This is a genomic window from Kitasatospora sp. NPDC041988, assembly GCF_055588525.1.
Window position 1 is genome coordinate 22,018 of sequence record NZ_JBVJCO010000053.1, and the last position, 24,530, is coordinate 46,547.

General features: G+C 74.1%; 28 protein-coding genes. 18 read left to right on the forward strand and 10 right to left on the reverse strand.

The features are described from left to right. Window positions 1-17: 17 nt before the first annotated feature. Window positions 18-1,331: an ATP-grasp domain-containing protein gene (locus tag ACZ6NC_RS35465; RefSeq protein ID WP_465737986.1), complete on the reverse strand. Its 1,314-nt coding sequence runs from the start codon at window positions 1,329-1,331 to the stop codon at window positions 18-20. Window positions 1,332-1,507: 176 nt separating this feature from the next. Between ACZ6NC_RS35465 and ACZ6NC_RS35470 the strand changes: the two genes are divergently transcribed. Further along, window positions 1,508-2,065, forward strand: a complete 558-nt coding sequence (locus tag ACZ6NC_RS35470) for a GNAT family N-acetyltransferase (RefSeq protein ID WP_465737987.1) — start codon at window positions 1,508-1,510, stop codon at window positions 2,063-2,065. A gap of 107 nt (window positions 2,066-2,172) precedes the next feature. After that, window positions 2,173-3,264, forward strand: coding sequence for a terpene synthase family protein (locus ACZ6NC_RS35475; RefSeq protein ID WP_465737988.1), 1,092 nt, complete (start codon window positions 2,173-2,175; stop codon window positions 3,262-3,264). A 100-nt stretch (window positions 3,265-3,364) separates the two neighbouring features. Here the strand turns inward: ACZ6NC_RS35475 and ACZ6NC_RS35480 are convergent, their stop codons facing one another. Beyond that, complete coding sequence (locus ACZ6NC_RS35480) at window positions 3,365-3,820, reverse strand: SRPBCC family protein (protein ID WP_465737989.1); 456 nt, start codon at window positions 3,818-3,820, stop codon at window positions 3,365-3,367. Between the two features lie 156 nt (window positions 3,821-3,976). On the opposite strand from ACZ6NC_RS35480, the gene ACZ6NC_RS35485 reads away from it, so the two are divergent. The 4 genes from ACZ6NC_RS35485 to ACZ6NC_RS35500 all read left to right on the forward strand — a co-directional run bounded on the left by ACZ6NC_RS35485 (window position 3,977) and on the right by ACZ6NC_RS35500 (window position 7,829). Then, entirely contained in the window at window positions 3,977-4,450 is a 474-nt protein-coding gene (locus tag ACZ6NC_RS35485; protein WP_465737990.1) for a MarR family winged helix-turn-helix transcriptional regulator, read from the forward strand. A 105-nt stretch (window positions 4,451-4,555) separates the two neighbouring features. Continuing rightward, window positions 4,556-5,224 carry a TetR/AcrR family transcriptional regulator gene (locus ACZ6NC_RS35490; protein ID WP_465737991.1) on the forward strand — a complete coding sequence of 223 codons (669 nt, stop codon included), beginning with the start codon at window positions 4,556-4,558 and terminating at the stop codon, window positions 5,222-5,224. Window positions 5,225-5,454: 230 nt separating this feature from the next. Continuing rightward, a complete protein-coding gene (locus tag ACZ6NC_RS35495; protein ID WP_465737992.1) occupies window positions 5,455-6,987 on the forward strand; it encodes an MFS transporter in 1,533 nt (510 codons plus the stop codon). 401 nt (window positions 6,988-7,388) lie between these two features. Then, on the forward strand, window positions 7,389-7,829 hold the full coding sequence (locus ACZ6NC_RS35500) for a PPOX class F420-dependent oxidoreductase (RefSeq protein ID WP_465737993.1): 441 nt from the start codon (window positions 7,389-7,391) through the stop codon (window positions 7,827-7,829). 218 nt (window positions 7,830-8,047) lie between these two features. On the opposite strand, the gene ACZ6NC_RS35505 is transcribed toward ACZ6NC_RS35500, so the two are convergent. Together ACZ6NC_RS35505 and ACZ6NC_RS35510 are read right to left on the reverse strand one after the other, a co-directional pair. Beyond that, window positions 8,048-8,236 carry a hypothetical protein gene (locus ACZ6NC_RS35505; RefSeq protein WP_465737994.1) on the reverse strand — a complete coding sequence of 63 codons (189 nt, stop codon included), beginning with the start codon at window positions 8,234-8,236 and terminating at the stop codon, window positions 8,048-8,050. Window positions 8,237-8,283: 47 nt separating this feature from the next. After that, window positions 8,284-8,553 (reverse strand): DUF1876 domain-containing protein, encoded by a 270-nt coding sequence (locus tag ACZ6NC_RS35510; protein ID WP_465737995.1) that lies wholly within the window; start codon window positions 8,551-8,553, stop codon window positions 8,284-8,286. A 188-nt stretch (window positions 8,554-8,741) separates the two neighbouring features. Between ACZ6NC_RS35510 and ACZ6NC_RS35515 the strand changes: the two genes are divergently transcribed. Genes ACZ6NC_RS35515 through ACZ6NC_RS35525 form a run of 3 tightly spaced genes read left to right on the forward strand, consistent with a single transcriptional unit; the run spans window position 8,742 to window position 10,365 of the window. Further along, entirely contained in the window at window positions 8,742-9,617 is an 876-nt protein-coding gene (locus ACZ6NC_RS35515; protein WP_465737996.1) for a YndJ family protein, read from the forward strand. Continuing rightward, window positions 9,614-10,171 carry a DUF1990 family protein gene (locus ACZ6NC_RS35520; RefSeq protein ID WP_465737997.1) on the forward strand — a complete coding sequence of 186 codons (558 nt, stop codon included), beginning with the start codon at window positions 9,614-9,616 and terminating at the stop codon, window positions 10,169-10,171. Before ACZ6NC_RS35515 ends, ACZ6NC_RS35520 begins: the two co-directional genes overlap by 4 nt. Window positions 10,172-10,200: 29 nt before the next feature. Continuing rightward, window positions 10,201-10,365 carry a hypothetical protein gene (locus ACZ6NC_RS35525; RefSeq protein WP_465737998.1) on the forward strand — a complete coding sequence of 55 codons (165 nt, stop codon included), beginning with the start codon at window positions 10,201-10,203 and terminating at the stop codon, window positions 10,363-10,365. 31 nt (window positions 10,366-10,396) lie between these two features. Here the strand turns inward: ACZ6NC_RS35525 and ACZ6NC_RS35530 are convergent, their stop codons facing one another. The 3 genes from ACZ6NC_RS35530 to ACZ6NC_RS35540 are packed head-to-tail and all read right to left on the reverse strand — an operon-like array spanning window position 10,397 to window position 12,483. Next, window positions 10,397-11,209, reverse strand: coding sequence for an anti-sigma factor family protein (locus ACZ6NC_RS35530; protein WP_465737999.1), 813 nt, complete (start codon window positions 11,207-11,209; stop codon window positions 10,397-10,399). Beyond that, window positions 11,206-11,823: a sigma-70 family RNA polymerase sigma factor gene (locus tag ACZ6NC_RS35535; RefSeq protein ID WP_465738000.1), complete on the reverse strand. Its 618-nt coding sequence runs from the start codon at window positions 11,821-11,823 to the stop codon at window positions 11,206-11,208. The genes ACZ6NC_RS35530 and ACZ6NC_RS35535 overlap by 4 nt, the downstream gene beginning before the upstream one ends. A 21-nt stretch (window positions 11,824-11,844) precedes the next feature. Continuing rightward, window positions 11,845-12,483, reverse strand: coding sequence for a hypothetical protein (locus tag ACZ6NC_RS35540; RefSeq protein WP_465738001.1), 639 nt, complete (start codon window positions 12,481-12,483; stop codon window positions 11,845-11,847). Window positions 12,484-12,677: 194 nt separating this feature from the next. Between ACZ6NC_RS35540 and trxA the strand changes: the two genes are divergently transcribed. Next, on the forward strand, window positions 12,678-13,067 hold the full coding sequence (trxA, locus tag ACZ6NC_RS35545) for a thioredoxin (RefSeq protein WP_465738002.1): 390 nt from the start codon (window positions 12,678-12,680) through the stop codon (window positions 13,065-13,067). Window positions 13,068-13,222: 155 nt separating this feature from the next. Here the strand turns inward: trxA and ACZ6NC_RS35550 are convergent, their stop codons facing one another. Then, complete coding sequence (locus ACZ6NC_RS35550; RefSeq protein WP_465738003.1) at window positions 13,223-13,879, reverse strand: TetR/AcrR family transcriptional regulator; 657 nt, start codon at window positions 13,877-13,879, stop codon at window positions 13,223-13,225. 179 nt (window positions 13,880-14,058) lie between these two features. Between ACZ6NC_RS35550 and ACZ6NC_RS35555 the strand changes: the two genes are divergently transcribed. Further along, window positions 14,059-15,738: an APC family permease gene (locus tag ACZ6NC_RS35555; protein WP_465738004.1), complete on the forward strand. Its 1,680-nt coding sequence runs from the start codon at window positions 14,059-14,061 to the stop codon at window positions 15,736-15,738. 89 nt (window positions 15,739-15,827) lie between these two features. Here ACZ6NC_RS35555 and ACZ6NC_RS35560 read toward each other — a convergent pair whose 3' ends face one another. Continuing rightward, window positions 15,828-16,790 carry a helix-turn-helix transcriptional regulator gene (locus ACZ6NC_RS35560; RefSeq protein ID WP_465738005.1) on the reverse strand — a complete coding sequence of 321 codons (963 nt, stop codon included), beginning with the start codon at window positions 16,788-16,790 and terminating at the stop codon, window positions 15,828-15,830. 292 nt (window positions 16,791-17,082) lie between these two features. Between ACZ6NC_RS35560 and ACZ6NC_RS35565 the strand changes: the two genes are divergently transcribed. The 6 genes from ACZ6NC_RS35565 to ACZ6NC_RS35590 all read left to right on the forward strand — a co-directional run bounded on the left by ACZ6NC_RS35565 (window position 17,083) and on the right by ACZ6NC_RS35590 (window position 22,511). After that, the gene (locus ACZ6NC_RS35565) at window positions 17,083-17,832 is read left to right on the forward strand and encodes an alpha/beta fold hydrolase (protein ID WP_465738006.1); all 750 of its coding nucleotides are present in this window, start codon (window positions 17,083-17,085) and stop codon (window positions 17,830-17,832) included. 198 nt (window positions 17,833-18,030) lie between these two features. Further along, window positions 18,031-18,549, forward strand: coding sequence for an OsmC family protein (locus ACZ6NC_RS35570; protein ID WP_465738007.1), 519 nt, complete (start codon window positions 18,031-18,033; stop codon window positions 18,547-18,549). Further along, window positions 18,546-20,099, forward strand: a complete 1,554-nt coding sequence (locus ACZ6NC_RS35575) for a dihydrolipoyl dehydrogenase family protein (protein ID WP_465738008.1) — start codon at window positions 18,546-18,548, stop codon at window positions 20,097-20,099. The genes ACZ6NC_RS35570 and ACZ6NC_RS35575 overlap by 4 nt, the downstream gene beginning before the upstream one ends. 150 nt (window positions 20,100-20,249) lie before the next feature. Beyond that, window positions 20,250-21,344, forward strand: coding sequence for a WD40/YVTN/BNR-like repeat-containing protein (locus ACZ6NC_RS35580; protein WP_465738009.1), 1,095 nt, complete (start codon window positions 20,250-20,252; stop codon window positions 21,342-21,344). A 145-nt stretch (window positions 21,345-21,489) separates the two neighbouring features. After that, window positions 21,490-21,660: a hypothetical protein gene (locus ACZ6NC_RS35585; protein WP_465738010.1), complete on the forward strand. Its 171-nt coding sequence runs from the start codon at window positions 21,490-21,492 to the stop codon at window positions 21,658-21,660. Between the two features lie 65 nt (window positions 21,661-21,725). Beyond that, complete coding sequence (locus tag ACZ6NC_RS35590) at window positions 21,726-22,511, forward strand: GNAT family N-acetyltransferase (protein WP_465738011.1); 786 nt, start codon at window positions 21,726-21,728, stop codon at window positions 22,509-22,511. A gap of 143 nt (window positions 22,512-22,654) precedes the next feature. On the opposite strand, the gene ACZ6NC_RS35595 is transcribed toward ACZ6NC_RS35590, so the two are convergent. Continuing rightward, complete coding sequence (locus ACZ6NC_RS35595) at window positions 22,655-23,542, reverse strand: EamA family transporter (protein WP_465738012.1); 888 nt, start codon at window positions 23,540-23,542, stop codon at window positions 22,655-22,657. Window positions 23,543-23,595: 53 nt separating this feature from the next. Here ACZ6NC_RS35595 and ACZ6NC_RS35600 point away from each other — a divergent pair, with 53 nt between their 5' ends. Beyond that, window positions 23,596-24,459 carry a MurR/RpiR family transcriptional regulator gene (locus tag ACZ6NC_RS35600; protein ID WP_465738013.1) on the forward strand — a complete coding sequence of 288 codons (864 nt, stop codon included), beginning with the start codon at window positions 23,596-23,598 and terminating at the stop codon, window positions 24,457-24,459. Window positions 24,460-24,530 lie beyond the last annotated feature (71 nt).

Here is a 24,530-nt window from a genome sequence, read left to right on the forward strand (position 1 = left end):
ACCGGGGGCGGCGGCGGTCACGCGGGGACCACCGCGGCACCGGCGGGACAGTCCGCGGCGGGGGCCGCGTCGCCGGCGTACCGTGGCGCCAGCGCGGCGAGCAGCCGCTCGGCGTCGCGGCGGGCCCCGGCGCCGGCGGTGTCGGCGGTCATCACGTGTCCGAGGTACTCGTTGTTGCTGGTGGCGGGCCGCACGTCGCGACCGGGCCCGGCGAGGGTCAGCTCGACCACGGCCGGGTCGTGCCGGACGGCCGCCTCGCCGTCGAAGCCGTCCAGCAGTCCGGACGCCCCCTGCCCGGGGACGAGGAAGGCGATCGCGGCGCTGGCGACCCCGGTGGGGTGGACGGTCAGGTCGGGCCGGCGGCCGAGGGCGACGTCCACGCAGGCGGCGGCGAGGTCGACGCCGGTGACCCGCCGGACCAGCTCGGTGATCCGGTTGCCGGCCGGCCGCGGGTTGACCTCCACCACCCGGGGCCCGGCCGGGGTGAGCTTGATCTCGGTGTGTGCGACGACCTGGTCCAGGCCGAGCGCGGCCAGCGCGGCGACGGCGGTGTCGGCGGCGGCCGCCGCGGCGGCCGGGTCGAGCGCCGCGGGGAACATGTGGCCGGTCTCGATGAAGGCGGGGGCGCCGTCGATGGTCTTGTCGGTGACTCCGACGACGTGCACGGCACCGTCGGCGGAGACGGTCTCGACGCTGACCTCGGGCCCGGTCAGCAGCTCCTCCAGCAGCACCACGGGCGCCCGGCGCTGCCCCCGCGCGTTGACCGGGAACGCGTCCAACGCGCGGAGTGCGGCTCCCAGTTCGCGCTCGTCGGCGACCTGCCGGACCAGCATCCCGGCGCAGAGGTCGACCGGCTTGACCACCAGCGGGAAGCCGATCACCCGGGCGGCGGCGAGCGCCTGCTCGCCGTCGGCGCAGAGCGCGTACGCGGGCCCGGGGACGCCGGCCCCGGCGAGTGCGCGCCGGGTGAGGTCCTTGCGGCAGGCGGCGGTGACGGCCTCCGGAGCCGGGCCGGGCAGCCCGAGCCGGTGGGCGACCTGTGCGACCAGCGGCAGGTAGTAGTCGCAGGAGGAGAGCACCCCGTCGAAGCCGAGCAGCTCGTGCAGCCGCTCGGCGTACGGGAGGAGGACGGCCGGGTCGTTGGTGTCGGCGGTGAGGATGTTCTCGGCGGCGAGCAGGGGGTGCGGGGTCGCGGCGGCGGGGGCGGCACGCAAGTAGTGGTGCAGGTCGCGGGTGAGGAAGGTGAAGCGATGGCCGCCCTCCCCCAGTGCCCGGGGCAGCAGCCCGCTCATGGAGCCGACCCAGCTCTCGATCACCAGCAGATGCGCCACAGTTCTCCCTCTCGACGGCGGCGGCAGGCCGGTCCGACGTGCCGAGGGAGAAGGTAACGGCATTCGTTTTCATTTTCAACACGCTGCGAGCGGCACCCCGCCGGAGCGTCAGATGAAAGTCGTTTTCATGTAGGCTCTCGGACATCCACCCCCTCCCCGACCAGCGGAGCCCCCTGATGGATCGTCAGAACGCCTACCAGATCAGGTATGCCCTCCCGGGTGACGTGCCGGGCGCGCGCCGGCTGATTCTGGACACCTTCTACCGCGAGTTCGGCTACGGCTACGTCCCCGAGTGGCACGCGGACGTGGTCGACCTCCAGGGCCACTACCTCGACCACCCCCGGCACGCCCTGCTGGTCGCCGCCCATCACGGCGAGGTGGTCGCCACCACCGCCCTGCACTCCACCGGCCCCGCCCACCCGCCGCACCCGCGCGAACTGGTCGGGCGCTACCCCTCCGGCAGCACCGCTCAGCTGGTCCGGGTGTACGTCCGGGCCGAGCACCGCCGGCACGGCCTGGCCCGCGAACTGGTCCGCCGCGCCTGCGAGTTCGCCGCCGCCGAGGGCGGCTACGAGCGGCTCTACCTGCACACCAACACCGCGGTTGCGGGTGCCGAGGCGTTCTGGCGCAGCCTCGCCGAGGAGGTCTACGACGCCCGCCCGAGCGGCGAGCACGGCCCGGGCGTCGCCACCGTCCACTTCGAGATCCCGCTGCGCCGCCCGGCCGTGGTCTGAACCGCGCGCGGCGTCCCCCGGGAGGGTGAACCGACGGATACCGCCTTTCACGGGGGGCGGGCCTGCGCCAGGCTGGCGATCACCCGAGGGGAAGGGTCCCACCAGCGATGACCACCCACACTCCGGCACTGCCCGGCGTCTTCACCGGCCTGCCCGAAGGCCTCGGCCACTCGGCGCAGCGTGCGATCGCCGCCTTGGCCCGCCCGCACGCGGCCCCGGGCCTGCCACCACGCCCGCCCGTCTTCGCCATGCCCTACCCGGCCCGGCTGAACCCGCACCTGGAGGCGGCCCGCGAGAGCGCGGACGAATGGGCCGGGCGGACCGGCCTGACCGGGCCGGACGGCGTCTGGGGCCGGGAGCGCTTCGATCTCCTCGAACTGGCGCTGTTCACCGCGCTCACCCAACCGGACCTGCCCCGCGAGGAGTTGCTGCTGGTCGGCGACTGGAACGTCTGGGCCTTCGCGGTCGACGACCACTTCCTCCGGTACAAGGCGGCCGCCGACGAACCGGGCGCGCAGCGCTTCGTGACGCGTCTCGCGGCCTGCATGCCACTGGACTCCGCCGCCGCACCGGCCTCACAGCACCCGGTGGAGGCCGCACTGGCCGACGTCTGGACCCGCTCCGCGCCCGCGCTCCCCGCCGGGCTCCGCCGCCGGCTGCGGGACGCCGCACTGGACTTCGCCGCCGCCAACCTCTGGGAGCTGGCCAACAACCTGCGCGGACGTATCCCCGACCCGGTCGAGTACCTCCAGATGCGCCGCCGCACCGCCGGCACCCCGCTCTCCACCGTGCTGCCGCTGCACGCCGCGGGGCAGGACCTGCCGCCGGAGCTGCTCGCACACCCGATCGTGTCGGCCCTGATCGACGCCTTCGCCGACAATGTGGACCTGCGCAACGACCTCTACTCCTACCGCAAGGAGACGGAGCTGGAGGGCGAGTCGAACAACGCCGTCCCGGTGTTCCAGCGCTTCCTGCGCTGCCCGCTCCAGACCGCCGTCGACACCGTGGGCGATCTGATGAACGCCCGGCTGGACTGCTTCGACCGGCTCATCCGCGAGGAACTCCCCAAGCTGGCCGACGAGTTCGGCCCGGAGGGATACCGGGTGGTGGCAGCCTTCGCCGACGGCCTGAAGGACTGGCTGGCGGGCGACCACGCCTGGTACCCGCGGACCGGCCGGTACACCGCCGGCCTCGACTGAACCGCCGCCCGACAGAGCCCGGCACCCCGCCCGCCAGGCACCCCCGCCCGTCGGACAGCCCGGCCCGCGACGCAGCCCCGGGCCGTCACGCGCCCACGGCTCACCCCGCGGACCGGACCGCCTCGCGGGCCAGCTCAAGGGTGGTCTGCAGGGCCCGCAGATAGCCGGACCGCATCCGCTCGGCGGCGGCGTCCTCGTCCGGACCGCCGCCGAGCTCCAGCTCGCCGCGGAAGGTGAGCGCGAGGCCGTTCTCGTCCTCCTCGATGTCGTTGTGGATCACCCAGGCCGCCCTCTCGTCGTCGCGGAAGAAGCTGACCCTGGTCTTCGGCCGGAAGGCGACCTCCTCACGGACCCGCTCGCCGTGCTCGCCGTGGAAGACCACCTCACGGACCAAGCCGTTCCCGGTGCGCTCCAACACGGTGCACTCGTCCATCGCGGCGACGAACGGCACCGCGTTCTCGGCCTTCCGCTCCAGCGCCGCCCAGACGTCGTCCCGGGTGAGGCGCACCTGCTCGGCCGGCTCGTTGACGCGCACGCTCTGGCTGACGACTCGCATGACTGTTCTCCTCTTCGGCCGACCTCGACCACATTGCTTGTGCGGCCAAGTAAATGCTTGTGCGGCCAAGTAAACGCTCTGATCCCGCTGGACGCAAGGAACTCCAGGAACATCCACGAGGATCCCGAGGCGGCCGCTTGCGCGTACAATCACCGCGTGCGCGCCCACCAGAACCAGCCCCAGGACCAGCCCCTCGCCGACGCTGGCGGCACCAGCCAGGCCATCGCCCGGGTCGCCCGGCTGCACCGGGCCACCGCCGAGCGACTGCTGCGCCCGCACGGGCTGCACGCCGGGCAGGAGCTGCTGATGATGCTGCTCTGGGACGGCGGGCCGCAGCCCCAGGCCGCGCTGATCGAGCAGCTCGGGATCGACGCCTCCACCGTCACGCGCATGGTGCAGCGCCTGGAGCAGGCCGGGTTCGTCCGTCGCCGGCGCAGCGAGAGCGACCGGCGGGCCGTGCTGGTCGAGGCGACGGCGGCGGCCCGCGCGCTGCGCGACCAGGTCGCGCAGACCTGGCAGGAGCTGGAACGGATCACCCTGGCCGGGCTGGACGAGACCGAGCAGGCCGAGCTGGCCCGGCTCCTGGGCCGACTGGAGGAGAACCTCGGCCGCCCCGCCGCCGAGATGTGACGCAGGTCACATCCAGGACTGAAATTTCCGGGGACTGGATCCCCGTTTGCTCCTACGTAGGCCTAAGCGGGGAAAACTTCCCCGTTATGCTGGGAGGAGCACGCAGTGAGCAGCACCGCCGCCGTCACGCCGGCCCGCACCGCGGAGCCCGTCCGTGCGCCCAAGCTGCGCGCGGACGCGACCCGCAATCGTGAGCGGATCGTCATGGCGGCACGGGACGCCTTCGTCGAGCACGGTGCCGACGCACCGCTGGACGAGATCGCGAAGCGGGCGGGTGTCGGCAACGCGACGCTGTACCGGAACTTCCCGGACCGCACCGCGCTGATCCGCGAGGTGGCGCTGCTCGTCAAGAACCGCATCCTGACCCTCGCCGAGACGGCGTCGGCGGAGAGCGACGGTCCGTTCGACGCCCTCCAGCGGTTCGTGCACGCGACGGTCGCGGAGAAGGTCGGCGCCCTGTGCCCGATCCTCACCAACCGGATCGACCCGAACGACCCGGACCTGGTGGACGCCCGCCTGCGGCTGACGGCCACCGTGGGCGACCTGATGGAACGCGCCCGGCAGGCCGGCGAGCTGCGGCCGGACGTCGACCACGGTGACCTGTTCATCGCGATGAGCCAGCTCACCCGCCCGCTGCCGGACACCTCCTGCCAGCTCCTGGAGGAGTTCGTCCACCGGCACCTGCAGCTGTTCCTGGACGGCATGCGGGCGCCGGCCCGCTCGACCCTGCCCGGCCGGGCAGCGACCTTCGAGGACTTCCACACGGACCACTGACCCACGGCCGCCCCGGCGGCCGGCACCAAGCACCGACGACCGCCCGCGCCGATCCGCCGTGATCCCGCGTCCGCGCGATCCGGGCCGGCGTGATCCGGGCCGGCGCGATCCCGGCCGGCGCGAGCTGGTCCATGCCGACGCGCGCCGATCCGCGACACCGGCCGCCGAAAACCCTTCGCACACCGACCGCCCCTGAACCGCACACCACGCACCGTGAAGTGAGTACCCCCATGCCAAAAACCGACGCCCTGCCCGCCACGCAGCCTGATCCGAGGCGCTGGAAGGCACTGATCTTCATCGGGCTCGCCCAGCTGATGGTCGTCCTCGACGCCACCATCGTGAACATCGCCCTGCCGTCGGCCCAGAAGGACCTCGGCATCACCGACGGCAACCGCCAGTGGGTGATCACCGCGTACGCGCTCGCCTTCGGTGGCCTGCTGCTGTTCGGCGGCCGGATCGCCGACCTGTGGGGACGCAAGCGCACCTTCGTGGTCGGCCTGACCGGCTTCGCGCTCGCCTCCGCGCTGGGCGGCGCCGCCGCCAACACCGCCATGCTGCTCGGCGCCCGTGCCCTCCAGGGCGCGTTCGGCGCACTGCTCGCGCCGGCCGCGCTCTCGCTGCTGGCCGTGACGTTCACCGAGGCCAAGGAGCGCGCCAAGGCGTTCGGCATCTACGGCGCCATCGCCGGTGGTGGCGGCGCGATCGGCCTGATACTCGGCGGCCTGCTGACCGAGTACATGAACTGGCGCTGGACCTTCTTCGTCAACATCCCGTTCGCCGTGGTCGCGGCGGTCGGCGCGGTGATGGTGATCCGCGAGCCCGCCGGGGGCCGCAACCGCAACCGGCTGGACATCCCCGGTGTCGTGCTCGTCACCCTCGGCCTGGTCTCGCTGGTCTACGGCTTCACCCGTGCCGAGTCGGACGGCTGGTCCTCCGGCGTGACGATCGGCCTGTTCGTCGCCGCCGCACTCCTGCTGGCCGCGTTCGTCCTGGTCGAGCGGAAGGTCAAGGCGCCGCTGCTGCCGCTGCGGGTCGTCCTGGACCGCAACCGTGGCGGGGTCTACCTGTCGCTGGGCCTGGCCGTGATCGGCATGTTCGGCCTCTTCCTGTTCCTGACCTACTACCTGCAGATCGTGCTCGGCTACAGCCCGGTCCTGACCGGCGTCGCGTTCCTGCCGATGGTGGCGGGCATGATCACCGGCTCGACCCAGATCGGCGCCCGGCTGATGACGAGGGTCCCCGCGCGCTACCTGATGGCGCCCGGCTTCCTGGTCGCCTCGATCGGCATGCTGCTGCTCACCCAGATCGGCCTGGACACGTCCTACCCGGCGCTGATCCTGCCCGGCCTGATCCTGATGGGCCTCGGCATGGGCACCGCGTTCATGCCGGCGATGAGCCTGGCCACGCACGGCGTCCAGCCGCGCGACGCGGGCGTGGCGTCCGCCATGGTCAACACCTCGCAGCAGGTCGGCGGCGCCATCGGCACCGCGCTGCTGAACACCATCGCCGCCAGCGCCACCGCCACCTGGCTGGCCGCCCACGCGGGCGCCGCCACCACCCCGGCCGCGGCCAAGGCGGTGCAGTTCCAGGGAATGGTGCAGGGCTTCTCGACCGCGATCTGGTGGTCCTTCGGGATCCTGGTGACGGCCGCCGCGATCGCCTTCGTCCTGATCAACGCCGGCCGCCCCGGCGACTCCGCGGCCGTCTCCGGCTCGGGCGCGGGCGCGGCGGAGAACAACGACGTGCCGGTGCTGGTGCACTGATACCTCAGGGGCGACTCGGCCGACCCGGCCGACTCGGGTGCGAAGCGGCCCGTCCGGTGTTCCGACACCGGGCGGGCCGCCCGCCGTTCACCCGCTCTGGACTCGTCCTGAATCCGTCCTGCGCCGGCTCACCGCACACGGGCGGCCCCGGCCCCTCGAACTGTCGGCCCCGGTGGACGAGAATGGAGTCGCCCACACGGCCGGTGTGCTCACACCCGCACCCGTGCCAGGCTGTCCCGTGGGCTGCACGGCAAGGGCGCCGGGATCGCCGGGCCCACCGCCAGGGAGAACCACGAGACGCCGGCGGCCACGGCCACCGGGGCGCCGCCCGGGCCACTGCGACCCGGCGCGCGGAACAACCGGCGACACCGACCCTGCCCTACCCGCAAAGGGAGGACATCGTGCACGACCGTACCGACCTGCTCGCCGACAGCAGATACCTCCTGCTCACCACCTTCGGCGCGGACGGCAGCCGGTCGCGCTCGCCGATCTGGGTGGTCGCCGACGGTACGGCGCTCGGCATCTGGACGCCCGCCCACTCCGGCGAGGCCGAACGCATCCGGCACCACCCCAGGGTGCTGGTCGGCCCCTGCGACTCCCACGGACGCCCCACCGGCCCCCAGCTCCCGGCCCGCGCGGCCGTCTGCGACGAGGACGCCACCGCGCGCTACCGCACCTCGCTGATCAACAAGTACGGCATGGCGGCGCTGATCGCCCTGGCCCGCAGCCGCCTCCGGCTCGGCCTGGCCGGAACCGTCGGTATCCGGATCACGCTCAACGAGCTGGAGCAGCGGCTGATCGGGCCGGAGTGGCAGCTGCCGACGACGTACTGCCCCAACTGACACGTGGACACGTGGACGCGCGGACGCGTAGACGGGTGAACGCGCGGACGCGTAGACGGGTGAACGCGCGGACGCGTAGACGGGTGAACGCGCGGACGGGTGGAGGCCTGGCCTGGACGGGTAGCCACGCAGGCCACAGAGCGCCGGCAGCCGGCAGCCCACGTCCCGTCGGACGTGGGGGGCGTCCGTCCGGCCTCAGATCCCGTTCCCGTCCGGCCTCAGATCCCGTTCTCCGGCGCCTTCGCGAGGTCGCCCGGCTCGCAGGCCTCCCGGCCGGTGCCGACGTGCACGACCTTCACCGCCCGCCCGGGGCCGCCCGGCACCACCTGCTGCTCGTGTCCGCAGCGCGGGCAGATCAGCGGGATGCGTGGACTCCGGTGCTCCGGGGCGGCGGGGCCGGTGGACATGGCAGGTCCGGCGGACGCGCCGCGCCCGGCGTCGCGGTCCGGCGTTGTCACGTCAGCGGGTGGGTCGGGACCGGGCTGACCGCCTGGATCTCACCGTGGGCCTTGGTGAGCAGCTGCGAGGCGAGGTCGTTGAGCGCGCGGGCGGCCGCGATCTCCTCGCCGACCCGCAGCTGTTCCGGGTCCGACGGGTGGCGGCTGGTGTAGCCGTGTGCGCGCAGCTCGGAACCGTCGCCCAGCCGCAGCAGGGCGGCGGCTGCCGTCCGCGGCCCCTCTTCACGGAACTCCATCTCGATGTGCCAACCGACAAGAGTCTGCATGGCGGATCACCTCCAGCGGTTACTCCTCCAGGGTGCGCCGCACCCAGCGTGAACACCAGACGAGGGCGGCCGGGCGGCACCCCGAGGACGACTTGAACGCGTTCAACATTGCGGCGTAGAGTCACCGGCGCAATGTTTGAACGCGTTCAAGACGGTTCGGGCGAACTTGGGAGAAGGGTGCGTCCACCATGGGCAGAGGCGCCACAGAACTGGTTGACCTCCTGGTCCTGCTCGGCATGGGCGCCATCATCCCGCTCGGCCTCGCCCTGATCGACGAGCCCGGCCTCGCCCGCGTCCGCCGGCTCTGGCCGCTGGCCGCCGTCCCCGGGGCCCTCTCGCTCTGGCTGCCGCGCGGCGGCCTCGCCACCGGCTGCGCCGTCCTCTACGCCCTCGGCACCCTCGCCGTGGCCGCCCACGCGCCGCTCCGGCTCGCCCGCACCCGCTCGCTCGCACCGGCGGAGATCGCCGTGCTGACCGCGCTCGCCACCCCCTCCGTGGCCGGGCTCGCCCTGGTCGCCGAACGCTCCGGGCACCGGCTGTTCGGCTTCGACCTCGACATCCTGGCCCTCACCGTGCCGCACTTCCACTACGCCGGGTTCACCGCCGCCCTCGTCGCCGGACTGGTCTGCCAGGCCCGGCCGAGCAGCGCCGCCGCCCGGTTCGCCGCGCTCAGCGTGCCGCTCGGCACCCTGCTCGTCCTGGCCGGCTACTTCATCGACGACTGGGCCGAACTCGTCGGCGCCCTCGTGCTCACCACCGGAATGTGGCTGGTCGGCCTGCTCACCTGGCGCGAGCTGCGCGCCCGCACCCCCGACCGGACCGCCGCCGCACTGCTCGGCACCGCGTCCGCCGTCCTCGCCGCCACCATGGTGCTCGCCCTCTGGTGGGCACTCGGCGAGGCCTCCGGACTCCCCCACCCCACCCTGACCTGGATGGCCGCCACCCACGGCGTCGGCAACGCGCTCGGCTTCGCCCTCTGCTCGCTGCTCGCCTGGCGCCGGCTCACCCCGTCGCCTCTCCCATTCCCACTTCCGCTCCCGTTGTCGAAGGACGTCGCACGATGACCACCCCTGCGGCCACCGACCTCAACTACCCCGAGATCGGCGCCAGCGCCACCCCCGGCCGCCCCCTCCCCGCCGGCTACCACCACCTCCGCCACCGCGCCCTGATCGGCCACGGCCGCGCCGCCCTGGAAGCCGCCGGAACCGCCGTCCTCTGCTGGCAGATGCACCGCGCCGCCGGCGTCCGCATCACCACCGACGCCGGCCGGGCCGCCCCCGGCGCCGCCGTCCTCTGCGCGATCGGCATCGGCCCGCTGCGCGCCGCCGCCCCCTGCCGGGTCATCTGGACCACCGACGGCCCCGACCGCTACGGCTTCGCGTACGGCACCCGGCGCGGCCACCTCGCCATCGGCGAGGAGACCTTCCTGGTCGAGATGGGCCCCGACAAGGCCGTCTGGTTCACCGTCAACGCCTTCAGCCGCCCCCGCAGCTGGTACGCCCACCTCGCCGGCCCCCTCCTCCCCCTGGCCCAGCGGTTCTTCGCCCACCTCTGTGCCCGCGCCCTGACCCGCATCGCGACGGCCGCGGCCACAACCGCCACAACCGCGAGCCGGTGAGCCTGCGATCCTGTGAGCCGGTAATCGGAATGGAGAAGCGCCGGCGGCGGCCGCTCTCGCCCGCGCGCTCGACCTCGCCCCGACACCGCGTCGACCCGGTGGCCGGGGCCGGCTGGGCCGCACTCTGGCGCCGCGACCACATGACCGACGCCGGCACCCCGAACCCGTACTGGTCCGGCGCCGCGGCGGCCTGAAACCTGCCCGGCCGCCGCGGGGCCCGACGGCTCAGGCCGTGCGGGCCGGGACGGTGACCAGCAGGGTGGCGCCGTCCAGGGTGCGGATCTCGAAGTGGTCGATGTCGGCGGGCTGGAACCCGGCACCGCCACTGGTGTGCAGGGCGGCCGGGGCGGCGCCCGTGGTGCCGTAACCGGCGGCGGGGACGCTCCAGGTGGTGACGGTCTGACGCTCGCCGGCGCGCGAGACGGCGACCAGGTCACAGGTCAACGACCCCTGCACGTGCGAGAGTTCGAGGCTGATCTGACTCCCCCAGGTCTTGGCGTCGACGCCGACGGTGGCCCGGGCGCCGGTGGCCTGGTCGGTGGCGGAGAACTGCTGGGTGGCGACGGCGACGACACCCGGCGTGCTGTCGGCGGTGACCACGATCGCCGTGACGGCGGGGCCGGCCACCAGCATGACCGCCGCCGCGGCGACCAGCACCAGCCGGCGGACCCTGCCCCGGCGGCGGCCGGCCGTGACCTCGCCGACCAGCCGGTCCAGCAGCAGCGGGTCCGGCCGGGGAGCGGGGTCGGCCGGGTCCAGGCCGGCGGCCTCGGCGGAGGCCGCGTACTCGGCCAACAGTGGTTCCATGAAGCCGAGTTCGCCCACCTGCTCGGCGCACTGCGGGCAGTCGGCGAGGTGCTCCTCGAAGGCGGCGCGCTCGGCCGGTTCGAGCAGGCCGAGGACGTAGGCACCGACGTCCACGTGCTCGTCGCCCGGGACGTGGTCGCGCTCGGGGCGGGCGGGGCCGGTCGGTCCGGACGGGCCAGTAGGACCGGTGGGGCCGGTGGGGCCGGCAGGACCGGGCTTGGACGCTGTCACGATGTCACTCCCCGTTCCTCCAGCGCGAGCTTGAGCGAGCGCAGCGCGTAGAACACCCGCGACCGTACGGTACCGGCCGGGACGCCGAGTTCGGCGGCCGCCTCGTTGACCGTACGGCCCATGAGGTAGGTCGCCACGATGACCTGGCGGTGCGCCTCCGACAAGTCCCCGAGCGCCTCGGAGATCGTCATCAGCCTCAGCGCGCGGTCGAGTTCGTCCTCGGCGGGCAGCAGCTCCAGCGGCGCCGCGTCCACCTCGCGCGGGCGGGCCAGGCTGCTGCGGTGACCGTCGATGACGATCCGCCGCGCCACCGTCACGAGCCAGGGCCGCAGCGAGCCGGCCGCCGGGTCGAGCCGGTGGATGTTGCGCCAGGCCCGGACCAGCGTCTCCTGGACCACGTCCTCGGCCCGCTGGCGGTCACCCGCCACCAGGTGGAGCACGAAGCCGAACAGCGGCCCCGCGTGCTCCTGGTACAGGGCGCGCATGAGGTCCTCGTCCGGTGCGCCGGTGCCGCGTGCGGCCGCACCGCCGCCCGGGTGCTCCTCGGTCACGACGCCATCTTCGCGCACCCGCACCTCCGGGTCGAGAGTTCCACGTCCGGTCCGGACTGTCATCGATACCGATCCCGGTGCCGCTCAGTAACCGCCGTAGCCGCTGCCGGGGGTGCTGGGCGCCTTGGGAGTGCTGGGCATCGTCCCGCCGGAGGGGGCACTGGCGGGGGCTCCCGCCTTGCCGCCGGTCGGGGTCAGGGCGAACCAGGTACCGCCGACGCCCTGACCCTTGGTGTCGCCGGGCTTCGTGTCGGGCGCGTAGCGGTAGGCCGGCCAGCCGTTCAGGGTGAGCTGCTTGCTGCCGTCGGCGCGGGTGACGGTGCCGACCAACTTGCTGTCGATGCCCTTGACGGTGACCGCGCCATCGGCCGCGACGGGCGGCCAGGTCGAGGCGCAGTTCCCGTTGCAGTTGGACATCGGCGGGTTGGCCGTGTCCTTGTCGAAGCGGTAGAGGGTGAGCCCGGCACCGTCGGTGACGATGGTGCCGAGCTTGGGGTCGGTGGCGGTCTGCAGGGTGGCGGCGCCGGCCGATGAGCTCGAGCCGGAGGGGCTGGGGCTGGCCGGGCTGCTCGGGGTCGCGGGCGCGGTGGCCGTGGAGCCGGAGCCGGAACCGGACGGCGTCGAAGAGCCGCCGGACGACCCGCAGCCGGCGACCAGGGCGGCCGCGGCGATTCCGGACGCGGCGAGTACGGCGATCCGGCTGGTACGACTGTTGCTGCGCATGGTGTTCTCCCCCGGTTGACACGCACGGGCGCCTCTGCCGGCGCGCCGCGCTGAAGCGGACACCCACCTGTACGGACGGGAGCGGCGGAGTACTCAACGGGCGGCCAAGATTCTTCGGAATAGCGCGCGGGCGGGCGCGGTTGTCGCGGGCACATGGCCTGAGCCGCCGCCTCCCGAAGGGCAGGAATCGCGACATGAGCAGCACGGTCGAGCTGACCAAGGAGAACTTCGACGAGATCGTCCCCGGCCAGGAGGGCAAGGATTTCGTCTTCATCGACTTCTGGGCGGCCTGGTGCGGCCCGTGCCGGCAGTTCGCCCCGGTCTACGAGAAGGCCGCCGAGCGCCACTCGGACCTCGTCTTCGCCAAGGTGGACACCGAGGCGCAGCAGGAGCTGGCCGCCGCCTTCGGCATCCAGTCCATCCCGACGCTGGCGATCATCCGCGAGGGCGTGCTCGTGTTCTCGCAGGCGGGTGCGCTGCCGGAGGCCGTCTTCGAAGATCTGATCGGTCAGGCCCGGAAGCTGGACATGGCCGAGGTGAAGCGCAAGGTAGCGGCGGAGCAGGACGGTGGCCACGAGGCCTGACCGGCCCCGTCCGATGATCTGACGGACCGACGGTTCCCGCGACGGTAGGCCCGGGGTGACGATGCCCCCGGGCCCGTCGGCGTGCGCACGTACAGGAGCGAGCCAGGCGCGGCGCCTCATGCACGGGGCAGGCGCGGCACCTCAGGTCCGGCGTCTCAGCCCCGGGGCGTCAGGCGGGCCGCGAGGCCGTCGAGGAGCAGGCGCAGGGCGAGTTCGAAGCCGCGCTCGTCCAGTCCGGGCTCGCCGGTGCCCGGCCCGCCGCGTTCGGCGGAGGCCTCCAGGGCGCCGGCGAGGGCCGGGTAGCGGGGGCGGTAGTCGACGGCGGGGCTGGTGAAGCCCGCGCTGAAGGTCTCCAGTGCGGAGCCGAGCACCAGGTAGTCGAGCGCGGCGGCGGCCTCGGCGGCGTCGGCGGGCGCGAGGCCGGCCCGGCCGAGGGCGGCCAGCAGGGTGTCGTAGCCGAGCAGTTGGCGTTCGGCCCCGACCCGGCGGCGGGCGAGCAGCGCGATGGTGTTGGGGTGGCGCAGGAAGGCGGCGCGGTAGCCGCGGGTGTAGGCGGTGATGCCGGCCCGCCACCCGGTGTCGTCGGCGCCGGTGAGCGGGCCGAGGTCGATCTCGGCGTTGACCAGTTCGGCGAGTCCGTCGATCAGCTCATCTTTGCCGCTCACGTGGTTGTAGAGGGAGGCCGCCTTCACGCCCAGGCGGTCGGCGACGGCGCGCATGGTGAGGCCGTCCGGGCCCTGCTCGTCGACCGTGTCGAGGGCGGCCCTGGCGATGATCTCCCTGCTCAGCAATGCCCTGCTCGGTCGTCCCACGCCTGTCGCCCCTCGCTGCCGGCCGCGTCGCCCACGGCGTCCGGCTCACGTTATTACAGCCCGGTCTCGGCTCTTCCGCTGCCCCGGGGCGACGCGTTACCGTCCCTGACTAACAAAGTTAGTTTTCCATGGCGGAGCCTCCCCGGGCCCGCCGCGGACGACGGCAAGGTGGACGCCCCATGACCGAGAACCCCCCAAGATCACGGATCTCCCAGGCCTCCGGCACAGGCGCCGGGTCCTCCCCGGGCTCGGCCCCCGCGACGGACACCGCCGCCGGCGGAGGCATCGGCGCAAGCGGCGGCGCAGGCATCGGTGGACGCATTGCCACAGGCATCGGCACAGGCATCGGCACAGCCGCCGCCACCGACGCCGAGCGGCTCGCCGCGCTCGGCTATCGGCAGGAGCTGCGCCGCAGCCTCGGCGTCCTCGGCAACATCTCGATGGGCTTCGCCGTCGTCTCCCCCGTCGTCGGCCTCTACGCGGTCAGCCAGGTCGGCCTCGGCGTGGCCGGCGGCGCCTGGGTCTGGGCGCTCCCGGTCTGCCTGCTCGGCCAGATGCTCGTGGTGGCGGTCTACTCCGAACTCGCCTCCCAGTGGCCGCTGGCCGGCGGCGCCTACCAGTGGAGCCGGCGCCTCGCCGGGCCGACCTTCGCCTGGCTGACCGGCTGGATGTGGCAGTTCGCGGTGATGTTCGCCAACACCACCGTCGCCTACCTGGCCTCGCCCTGGTTCTTCGCCCTCTTCGGGCTCACCCCGACGCCCGTCCAGCTGGTGCTGGTCTCGGCCGCGTTCATGCTGGCCTGCACGCTGGTCAACGCCTACGGCATCAACCTGCTGCGCCGGTTCGTCTCACTGGGCATCGCCGCCGAGGCCGTCGCCTCCGTGGTGGTCGGCTTCGCGCTGCTGCTGTTCTTCCGGCAGCACGGCTTCGGCCTGCTCACCGACCTCCTGGACGCGCCCGCCACCGCCGGGGTCTCCACCGGGGCGGCCTTCCTCGCCGTCGTCGCCGTCGGCGGCTGGGCGTTCATCGGCTTCGACGCCTGCGTCTCCACCGCCGAGGAGACCAAGGACGCCGGCCGGCAGGTGCCGCGGGCGATGTGGTGGGCGCTGCTGAGCGTCGGCGTGGTGGTCATCCTGAACGCCGTGGCCGTCGAACTGGCCCACCCGGACCCGGCCGCCGTGGTCCGCGGCGAGGACCTCGACCCGGTCACCACCGCGGTCACCACCGCGTTCGGCGACTGGTCGGCCAAGCCGTTCGTGGTGGTCGTCCTCGTCTCGTTCACCGCCTGCCTGATGGCCTCGCAGGGCGGCGCCGCCCGCGGCCTCTACTCGCTGGCCCGCGACGGCGTCTTCCCGTTCTCCGCCCAGGTCCGCCGGGTCAACCGGCACAAGGCGCCGATCGGCGGGCTGGTCGCGGCCACCCTGGTCAGCGCGGCCGCGCTGCCGCTCGGGCTGGAGTCCACCGCGATGGGCAGCCTGATCACCTTCGGCACGGCCGCCACCTTCCTGCCGTTCTTCCTGCTCAGCCTGGCCGCCCTGCTGGCCCGGCTGCGCGGCGCCTGGCGGCCGTCCGGCGCGGTCTCCTACGGGCGCGCCGGGACGGTGATCAACGCCCTCGCGGTGCTCTGGACCGGCCTGGAGGTGGTCAACATCTGCTGGCCGCGCACCATCCTCGCGCCGCCCGGCGCGCCCTGGTACCAGGTGTGGGCCGCGGTGCTCGGCGTGGGCCTGGTCACCCTGGCGGGCCTCGGCTACCTGCTGGTCCGCCGCCCGCAGCGGCTGATGCGCGAGCCCGGAGCGGGAGACGCACCCGGCGGGCGGCCGGGTGACGCGGACGAGCTGGCTCCGGCGGTGCACTGACGGGGGGCCGTCCACCGGCGGAGTACCGGGGGGAGCCGGGCCCAGCAGGATCGGACCGCCGGCCGGACCGGCCTCAGGACACCAGGACACTAGGGCGCGTCCTCGCTCCACCCGGTGAGCCGGGCGGCGAGGGCGCGCACCTCCGTGCGCAGGGCGTCCGGGCTGCGGACGGTGAACGGCCAGCCGAGGCCGGCCAGCATCACCGCGCAGCCGGCGAGGTCCTGGGCCCGGGCCCGTAGCAGGACGCGGCCGTCCCCGGTCTCGGCGAGGCTTCCGGCCGTCGGCGGGATGCGGTGCCGAGCCTCGGCCAGGGTGGTCGTGAGCACCACCTCCACCTCGTGCGTCCACGGCACCGAGCCCAGCGACTCCATCACGCGCTGGACGGCGTCGAAGCCCTCCGGCGGTTCGAAGCCGGCCTCGCCCTGCTCGGCGGCCTCGATCCGGTCCAGCCGGAAGGTGCGCAGCTCGCCGCTGCGGTGGTCCAGCCCGGTGGTGTACCAGCGGCCGGAGTGGAAGACCAGCCCGTACGGGTCGAACTCGCGCTCGCCGGCCGCACCCAGGCGGTTCCGGTAGCCGAGCCGGACGCGGCGCCGGCGGCGGGCCGCCTCGGCGAGCGTGAACAGCGCGGCGGTGTCCGGGCTCGGGCCGGCCGCGGGCGCCGAGGTCAGCCCGAGCGTCTGCTCCACCGCTGCGACCCGCTCGCGCAGCCCCGGCGGCAGCACCCGCTGGATCTTGGCCAGCGCCGACTCGGCGGCCTGCTCCCCCACCGACAGCCCCGAGCGGCGCCCGGCCAGCAGCCCGAGCACGACGGAGGCCGCCTCGTCCCCGGTGAGCATCAGCGGGGGCAGCCGGAAGCCGGGCATCAGCCGGTAGCCGCCGTAGCGGCCGCGGTCGGCCTGCACCGGGATGCCGAGACCGGCCAGCCGGGCCGCGTACCTGCGAACCGTGCGCTCGTCCACGCCCAGCCGCTCGGCCAGCTCGGCGCCGGTGAGGCCGGGCCGGGCCTGGAGCAGCTCCAGCAGGGCCAGGACGCGACTGACCGGGTGATCCATCGACGCTCCTTCGATCCGGCCGGAAATCCGGTCGGGTTCTGTCCGGATTCGATCCTAGGGTCGGCGTAGCGGCATCGGCGTAGCGGCATCGGCGTAGCGGCATCGGCGTAGCGGCATCGGCGTAGCGGCATCGGCGTAGCGGCATCGGCGTAGCGGCGGGCAAGCCCGTGATGTCGTCGGTGCGCCGATCGTCGCTTGCACGGCCGAGAAGCAAGGACAGCAGGACCAGCAAGGAAGCAAGGCCGTCAGCACCGTGCTGGCGGCAAGGTTGCCCGGAGAGGACCGATTCACCATGAGCACGTTCGTACTCGTCCCCGGTTTCTGGCTCGGCGGCTGGGCCTGGGACGCGGTCGCCGCACCCCTGCGCGCGGCCGGGCACACCGTCCACACGGTGACCCTGCCCGGTCTCGCCGAGCGGGCGGGCGAGGCCTCGCCCGAGGTCGGCGCGGAGACCCACGTCGCCGACCTGACCGACCTGTTGACCCGCGAGGACCTCCGGGACGTCGTGCTGGTCGCCCACAGCGGTGGCACGATCGCCGTCTCCGGCGCGGCCGACCGGGTCCCCGAGCGCATCCGGCGGGTCGTCTTCGTCGACTCCGGCCCGCTCGACGACGGTGTCGCGCTGAGCGATCTCTGGGACGGGGCCTACCGCGAGACACTGGAGGCCTCACTGGTCGACGGCTGGCGGCTGCCGCTGCCGACCTGGGAGGTGCTGGCCTCCGGCGGGGCCAGTGCGGAGGGGATCGACGAGGCCGGGCTGGCCAGGTTCCGTGAACTGGCCACCGACCAGCCGGCCCGGACGGTCGACGAGCCGGTGCGGGTGGCCGGCCGGGCCGAGAAGCTGCCGAAGGCCCTGATCTCGTGCTCCATCCCACTGGAGCAGGTCCGGGGGATGATCGCGACCGGCCACCCGTACTTCGCGGCGCTCGGCGGCCCGGAGTGGGAGCTGCGTGAGGTGCCGACCGGGCACTGGCCGATGTTCTCCCGGCCGGCCGAGACGGCGGCGGTGCTGGCGGAGTTGGCGGAGCTCCCGACGGCGTGAGGCGTTCCGGGCTGTCCGCCCGGGCGCGTCCACCCGGCCCGGCTTGACCGTCAGACTTGTCTCCGGGGGGCCAGGGTGTGTACCGGGAGCGCATCGTCCGCGTGTTCGGCTGCGCCGAGCGGGCGAATCGTCGCAGGATGGCCACGGCGTCGGCACCCGGCCCGGCGCCGACCCACCGACAGCGAGGGCAAGCCCGCGATGAGCCAGAACCCGACCAGTTCGACCGTCAGTGCAGCCGTGGACGGGAGCACCGCGCCGGGCGCCAGGCAGGGCGCCGCCCAGGCTGCCGTGCAGGCCGACGCCCCCGAGTTCCGGCGGGTCACCACCGCCTTGGTGACCGGCAGCTCCGCCGACGCGCCGTTCCATGTGGACGTGAAGGCGGGCACGCACCCGCTCACCTCCGACGAGCCGGTGCGGCGCGGCGGTTCGGACAGCGGGCCGGAGCCGTTCGCCCTGCTGCTCGCCTCGCTCGGCTCCTGCACCGCGATCACCCTGCGGATGTACGCGGAGCGCAAGGAGTGGCCGCTGGAGTCCGTCCGGGTCAGGCTCGGGTACGAGACGGACGGGCGCAACGGCCGGATCACACGCCGGGTCGCACTCAGCGGCGCGCTCGACGACACCCAGCGCGCCCGGCTGCTCGACATCAGCGAACGCACACCCGTCACCCTCGCCCTGCGCGCCGGGGTGGCCATCGACACGACGGAGGACCACGCGTGACGACCACTTCTTCCGCCTCGGCCGCGCCCGAGGAGTACGACGTCATCGTGGTGGGCGCCGGCCCCACCGGTGAGAACGTGGCCGACCGGACCGCCGCCGCCGGCCTGCGCACGGTGATCGTGGAGGCCGAGCTGGTGGGCGGCGAGTGCTCGTACTGGGCGTGCATGCCGAGCAAGGCACTGCTGCGGCCGGTGGCCGCGCTGGCGGGTGCCCGGGCGGTGGCCGGCGCACGCGAGGCCGTCGGCGGCGGGGCGCTGGACCCGGCCGCGGTGCTGGCCCGGCGTGACTCGTTCACCTCGCACTGGCAGGACGACGGCCAGGTGAAGTGGCTGCGCGACACCGGCATCGCGCTGGTCCGCGGCCACGGCCGGCTGGCCGGGGTCCGGACCGTCACCGTCGAGGCCGAGGACGGCAGCGAGCGGGTGCTCACCGCCCGGCACGCCGTCGCCGTCTGTACCGGCAGCCGACCGGTGCTGCCGCAGGCCGTGCCCGGACTGGCCGAGGCCCGCCCCTGGACCAACCGCGAGGCGACCGGTTCGCCCACCGTCCCCGGGCGGCTCGCGGTGGTCGGCGGCGGGGTGGTCGGCGTGGAGATGGCCACCGCATGGCGGGCGCTCGGCTCCGAGGTGGTGCTGCTGGTCCGCGGCGACGCCCTGCTGCCCCGGATGGAGCCGTTCGCCGGCGAGCTGGTCGCCGAGGGCCTGCGGGCGGCCGGGGTGGACGTGCGGTTCGGGGTCTCGGTGGCTTCGCTGGAGCGGGTGGACGGCTCCGGCGCCGACGGTTCCCACATCACCCTGGTGCTGGCGGACGGCGAGCGGCTCACTGCCGACGAGGTGCTGTACGCCACCGGCCGGGCGCCGCGCACCGCGGACGTCGGCCTGGAGCAGGTCGGCCTCAAGCCCGGCTCCTGGCTGGACGTGGACGACAGCTGCACGGTGCTCGGCGTGGCCACCTCGGACGGCCCGGACGGCTCGGGTGGCCCGGACGGCTCGGGTGGCTCGGGTGGCCCGGACGGCTCGGGTGGCTCGGGTGGCGCCTGGCTGTACGCGGCCGGGGACGTCAACCACCGTGCGCTGCTCACCCACCAGGGCAAGTACCAGGCGCGGATCGCGGGAGCGGCCATCGTCGCGCGCGCCCAGGGGCGGCCACTGGACACTTCGCGCTGGGGCGCGCACGCCGCCTCCGCGGACAGCGCCGGTGCGCCGCAGGTCGTCTTCACCGAGCCGGAGGTGGCGGCCGTCGGCCTCACCCTGGACACCGCCGAGCGGCTGGGCCTGCGTGTCACGGCGGTCGACCACGACCTCGGCGCCGTCGCCGGAGCCTCGCTGTACGCCGACGACTACCGCGGGAAGGCCCGGGTCGTCTTCGACCTGGACCGGGAGGTGCTGGTCGGAGCCTGTTTCGTCGGCCCCGGGGTCGCGGAGCTGCTGCACTCGGCCACCGTCGCGGTGGTCGGCGAGGTGCCGATCGACCGGCTCTGGCACGCCGTGCCCGCGTACCCCACGATCAGCGAGGTCTGGCTGCGGCTGCTGGAGGGGTGCCGGGGGTGAGGAAGCGTCCCGCCGTGCGGGCCGGCCCACGCGTCCGACGTCTGCCGGTCACCGGCGCGGCGAGATGTGCCCTCGGGTGGACGGCGGGACACTGGCCGGTGGAGGGGGTGTCCGGACGGGGGCCGTTTCACCGACCAGGTGGTGTGTGGCATGACCGAGGTGCTGTTGGCCGTCGGAACCGAGAAGGGCCTCTTTCTCGGCCGCAGTCGCGACCGGCTGAACTGGGAGTTCAGCGGGCCGCACTTCCCGATGAACGCGATCTACTCCGTCTCGATCGACCGCCGGGCGGCGCGGGCCCGGCTGCTGGCCGGCGCCGACAGCAGCCACTGGGGCCCGTCGGTCTGGCGCTCGGACGACCTCGGCGCGAGCTGGTTCGAGCCGCCCAAGCCCGCCATCCGCTTCCCCGAGCACACCGGCGCCTCGCTCACCCGGGTCTGGCAGCTCCAGCCGGCCGGCGACGAGGCGCCCGGGGTCGTCTACGCGGGCACCGAGCCCGCCGCGCTGTTCCGCTCCGAGGACGGCGGCGAGACCTTCGCCCTGGTCGAGTCGCTCTGGGAGCACCCGCAGCGCACCGAGTGGGGCGCCGGCTACGGCGGCCAGGGCCTGCACACCATCCTCACCGACTCGCGCGACGCCGGCCGCCTGCTGGTCGCCGTCTCCAGCGGCGGCGTCTACCGCAGCAAGGACGGCGGCGGCAGCTGGGAACCGTCCAACACCGGCCTGCGCGCGGAGTTCCTCCCCGAGGAGAACCAGTACCCGGAGTTCGGCCAGTGCGTGCACAAGATCGCCCGCGACGCCGTCAACCCCGACCGCCTCTACCTGCAGAACCACGGCGGCGTCTACCGCAGTGACGACGCGGGCGCCAGCTGGCAGTTCGTCACCGACGGCCTGCCCGCCGACTTCGGCTTCGCCGTCGCCGCCCACCCGCGCCACGCCGACACCGCCTACCTCTTCCCCCTCGGCGGCGCCGACGACCGGATCCCCCCGGACCGCCGCTGCCGCGTCTTCCGCACCGACAACGGCGGCGACAGCTGGCTCCCGCTCAGCAAGGGCCTCCCCGGTGAGGACCACTACGGTGTCGTGTTGCGCGACGCCCTCCGCACCGACGACGCCGACCCGGCCGGCATCTACTTCGGCAACCGCAACGGCGACGTCTACGGCAGCCCCGACGAGGGCGAGAGCTGGTCCCTGCTCATCTCCCACCTGCCGGACGTGCTCTGCGTCCGGGCGGCGGCGGTCGGTTGAGACCGGGAGCGGCGGCGGTCGATTGAGACCGGCGGCGGGGCCGGGGTTGGGGTGCGGGGACGGGTGCGGGGACGGGTGCGGGGACGGGTGACAACGGGCGGCTGCCGACGCCGTCCGCCCGCACCTGGACGAGATCCCGCCCGTCATGCCGCTCGCCGCCCCGGAGGTGTACCCGCGCAACGGCCTCACCGCGCTGCCGCGCGGAGCCTTCGCCGCCGAGGCCCGCCGGAAGCCCGGGTGCGCCACCGCGGTTCTCGTTCGCGACTTCGGCTTCCTCGGCCTGCTCGGTAGCGGCCCGGGCGAGCAACCCGCTTGATCCCGAGGCAGGTGCTCGCCGAGCATGGCGGGTGGACGGCGGCCCTCGGAGATCGGACGGATGGCATGGCGGAGAAGGCAACTGACTGGGAGTTCGGATGCGGCATCGACGGCCTTCCTGTGGTGCGGTTCGTCCGCAGTGAGCGGGAGGGGCGGCCCTGGGCCAGCCTGCTGGAGGTCCTGGCGCCGGGCGAGGCCGGCGGCGCTGCCGTCAGCACCGCCGATCCGGTGGAGTTCGTGCTGGCCTCCATGACCGGCTGGATGGTCTCCTGTTCCGTCGAGTTCGGCGAGCAGCTGCGCGGCCGCGGGGCGACCCTGCTGCGCCACGGCCACAGCATGCACCGGGACCTCGCCGGTGATCCTCCTTCCGTCGGCTGGGCCGAGTGGGCGCAGACCCCGCTGCGCGACGGGTTCCGCGCGGTGCCGTGCGACCGCGACGCCGGGGCGATGCTGGCGGCGTGCCGAACCGCCTTCGGCCCGGGCCACCCGGACCACCGGCCCAACCGTGACGAGCAGCTCCAGGAGGAGCTGGACCGCCTCCTCTCCGGACAGATCATCGGGCCGCTGCTGCCCGCCAGCTCCCTGGTGGTGGACGCCGGTGACGAGGTCGTCGGCGGCCTCGTCCTGACCCACTTCGACGGCGTGCCCTGGGTCGCGCAGATCTTCCGCGACCCGGAGCGCAGCTACCCGGGCCTCGGCCGCGAGCTGCTGCACCGCACTCTGGGCGACCTCGCCGGCCAGGGACGGAGCACGGTCGGACTGGCGGTGACGGAGGGAAACCCCGCCCAGCGCCTGTACGAATCGCTCGGCTTCCGGGTGACCAACTCCACCCTGACGGTCATCGTCCCCTGAGCTTCGAAACCGGGCCGGGGTCGGGCCGGGGTCGGGCCCGGCCGCGACGGCCCACGGCGCCGTAGCCGCGTAGCCGCGTAGCACGCCCCCGTAGCCACGCACCCCGCCACCCCGCGAACCCGGCCGCTGAGGCGGCGGCACGGCTACGGGTGGGCCAACTCCAGGACCGCGATCCCGGCCAGGACGGTGGCACTGGCGGTCATCCGCAGCCGGCCGAGGCGCTCGCGGAAGACCACCGTGGCTATCAGCGCCGCGATGACGATGCTCGTCTCACGCAAGGCGGCGATGGTCGCCAGGTTGCCCCGGGACTGCGCCCAGACCACCAGCCCGTAGGCGGTCAGCGAGAGCACCCCGCCGGCGATCCCGACCCGCACCACCGAACCGTCGACCCCGGCGAGCATGCCCCGCCCGCGCCGGAGCCAGGCGATCAGGGCCAGGCTCGGCCCCTGCAGCAGGAAGAGCCAGGCGACGTAGCCGCCGACCGTCCCGGCGTGCCGCACACCGCCGCCGTCCAACACGGTGTACCCGGCGATCATCACACCGGTGCCGGCGGCCGCACCTAGAGCGGGCAGCTGCGCCCGCCCGGGTATCCCCTTGGCGAAGGCGAGCCCGATCAGGCCGCAGGAGATCACCACGACGCCGAGCAGCTCCCCGCCGCCGAGGCCCTGCCCGAGCACCGTCACCGAGAGCAGCGCCACCAGCAGTGGCGCCGAACCTCGGGCGATCGGGTACATCTGCCCGAAGTCCCCCAGCTGGTAGGCCCGGAGGAGCAGGATCTGGGACGTCACCTGCATCGCCACCGAGGCGAGGAGGAACGGCCAGGCCCCGGCGGCCGGCAGCGGATTGAGCGCGACCAGGACCACCGCACAGGCCGTGTAAGAGAGGTTGATGAGGGCGAAGCCGGCCAGCTTGTCCTGGATCCGGTGCGCCAGCCCGTTCCAGACGGCGTGCAGGACCGCGGCGGCGAGGACGGCTACGGGCACGGCCGCCGACGACCCACCGCCCGGCAGCGCGAGCGCGATTGCGGGCATGGCAAAGCTCCCTCCAACAGGTCTGGAACTGAATTCCACGTTACACTGGAACCATGGAAGAGCGTTCCGATTTTTCTCCCCTGGAATCCCAGCTGGCCGCCCACATCCGCGCCCACCTCGGCGAGCTGCGCGGCACCGAGGCCCGCGTCGCCCAGGTCGTCCTGGACCGGGGAGCCGATCTGGTGCACCTGAGCGTGAGCGACGTCGCCGAGCTGGCCGGCACCGCGTCCTCGTCCGTGGTCCGGGCCTGTCAGCGGCTCGGGTTCCGCGGCTACCAGGAGCTGAAGATCGCGGCCGTCCGGCAGGCCCCGGCCCCCGCGCCGTCCCCCGCCGACCGGCGGGACCCGGCTGCCCGGGCACTCGCCGACACCGTCCGGGCCGCCCGCGAGGCGCTCGACGGGATGGCCACCACCCTCGGCGCGGACGACCTGCGGGCGGCGGCCGAGGCGCTGGACGCCGCCGGGCACGTCCTCCTCGTCGGCGCCGGCCTCTCCGGCGCGGTCGCCCTCGACGCCGCGTACCGCCTGCGCGCCCTCGGCCTCCTGGTCGACGCCCCCGCCGACCCGCTCACCGCCCAGCTCGCCGCCGCCCAACTGCCGCCCACCGCGGTCTGCCTGGTCGTCAGCCACACCGGCGCGACCCGGACGGTGGTCGACACCGCCCGCTGCGCCCGCGACGCCGGCGCAACCGTGATCGCCCTCACCAGCTACGCCCGCTCCCCCCTCACCGAGGTGGCCGCCCACACCCTCGTCGCCGGCGGCCAGGACCTCGTCTTCGGCCTGGAGACCACCGCCAGTCGCATCGCCCACCTGACGGCGGTCGACGCACTGACGCTCACCCTGCTGGCGAGGAGGGGGGAGGCGGCGCAGCGGACGCTCAACCTGTCGGCGGACGTCGTGGCCGACCAGTTGTACTGACCGCGGCGGGCAGGGCCGCCGAGCGGCGGGGAAATGCCAGGCAGGCCGGTCAGAGGTGGTGTGTAGGCTCG

Excerpts from the sequence above, each read along its gene's own strand:
- ACZ6NC_RS35600 (WP_465738013.1), top strand. The coding sequence starts at position 23,596 with ATGGAAGAGCGTTCCGATTTTTCTCCCCTGGAATCCCAGCTGGCCGCC.
- ACZ6NC_RS35515 (WP_465737996.1), top strand. The coding sequence starts at position 8,742 with ATGGGCAGAGGCGCCACAGAACTGGTTGACCTCCTGGTCCTGCTCGGC.
- ACZ6NC_RS35595 (WP_465738012.1), bottom strand. The coding sequence starts at position 23,542 with ATGCCCGCAATCGCGCTCGCGCTGCCGGGCGGTGGGTCGTCGGCGGCC.
- ACZ6NC_RS35510 (WP_465737995.1), bottom strand. The coding sequence starts at position 8,553 with ATGCAGACTCTTGTCGGTTGGCACATCGAGATGGAGTTCCGTGAAGAG.
- ACZ6NC_RS35525 (WP_465737998.1), top strand. The coding sequence starts at position 10,201 with ATGGAGAAGCGCCGGCGGCGGCCGCTCTCGCCCGCGCGCTCGACCTCG.
- ACZ6NC_RS35590 (WP_465738011.1), top strand. The coding sequence starts at position 21,726 with ATGGCGGAGAAGGCAACTGACTGGGAGTTCGGATGCGGCATCGACGGC.
- ACZ6NC_RS35505 (WP_465737994.1), bottom strand. The coding sequence starts at position 8,236 with ATGTCCACCGGCCCCGCCGCCCCGGAGCACCGGAGTCCACGCATCCCG.
- trxA (WP_465738002.1), top strand. The coding sequence starts at position 12,678 with ATGAGCAGCACGGTCGAGCTGACCAAGGAGAACTTCGACGAGATCGTC.
- ACZ6NC_RS35540 (WP_465738001.1), bottom strand. The coding sequence starts at position 12,483 with ATGCGCAGCAACAGTCGTACCAGCCGGATCGCCGTACTCGCCGCGTCC.
- ACZ6NC_RS35535 (WP_465738000.1), bottom strand. The coding sequence starts at position 11,823 with ATGACAGTCCGGACCGGACGTGGAACTCTCGACCCGGAGGTGCGGGTG.
- ACZ6NC_RS35580 (WP_465738009.1), top strand. The coding sequence starts at position 20,250 with ATGACCGAGGTGCTGTTGGCCGTCGGAACCGAGAAGGGCCTCTTTCTC.
- ACZ6NC_RS35585 (WP_465738010.1), top strand. The coding sequence starts at position 21,490 with ATGCCGCTCGCCGCCCCGGAGGTGTACCCGCGCAACGGCCTCACCGCG.
- ACZ6NC_RS35495 (WP_465737992.1), top strand. The coding sequence starts at position 5,455 with ATGCCAAAAACCGACGCCCTGCCCGCCACGCAGCCTGATCCGAGGCGC.
- ACZ6NC_RS35470 (WP_465737987.1), top strand. The coding sequence starts at position 1,508 with ATGGATCGTCAGAACGCCTACCAGATCAGGTATGCCCTCCCGGGTGAC.
- ACZ6NC_RS35565 (WP_465738006.1), top strand. The coding sequence starts at position 17,083 with ATGAGCACGTTCGTACTCGTCCCCGGTTTCTGGCTCGGCGGCTGGGCC.
- ACZ6NC_RS35570 (WP_465738007.1), top strand. The coding sequence starts at position 18,031 with ATGAGCCAGAACCCGACCAGTTCGACCGTCAGTGCAGCCGTGGACGGG.
- ACZ6NC_RS35480 (WP_465737989.1), bottom strand. The coding sequence starts at position 3,820 with ATGCGAGTCGTCAGCCAGAGCGTGCGCGTCAACGAGCCGGCCGAGCAG.
- ACZ6NC_RS35520 (WP_465737997.1), top strand. The coding sequence starts at position 9,614 with ATGACCACCCCTGCGGCCACCGACCTCAACTACCCCGAGATCGGCGCC.
- ACZ6NC_RS35475 (WP_465737988.1), top strand. The coding sequence starts at position 2,173 with ATGACCACCCACACTCCGGCACTGCCCGGCGTCTTCACCGGCCTGCCC.
- ACZ6NC_RS35555 (WP_465738004.1), top strand. The coding sequence starts at position 14,059 with ATGACCGAGAACCCCCCAAGATCACGGATCTCCCAGGCCTCCGGCACA.
- ACZ6NC_RS35560 (WP_465738005.1), bottom strand. The coding sequence starts at position 16,790 with ATGGATCACCCGGTCAGTCGCGTCCTGGCCCTGCTGGAGCTGCTCCAG.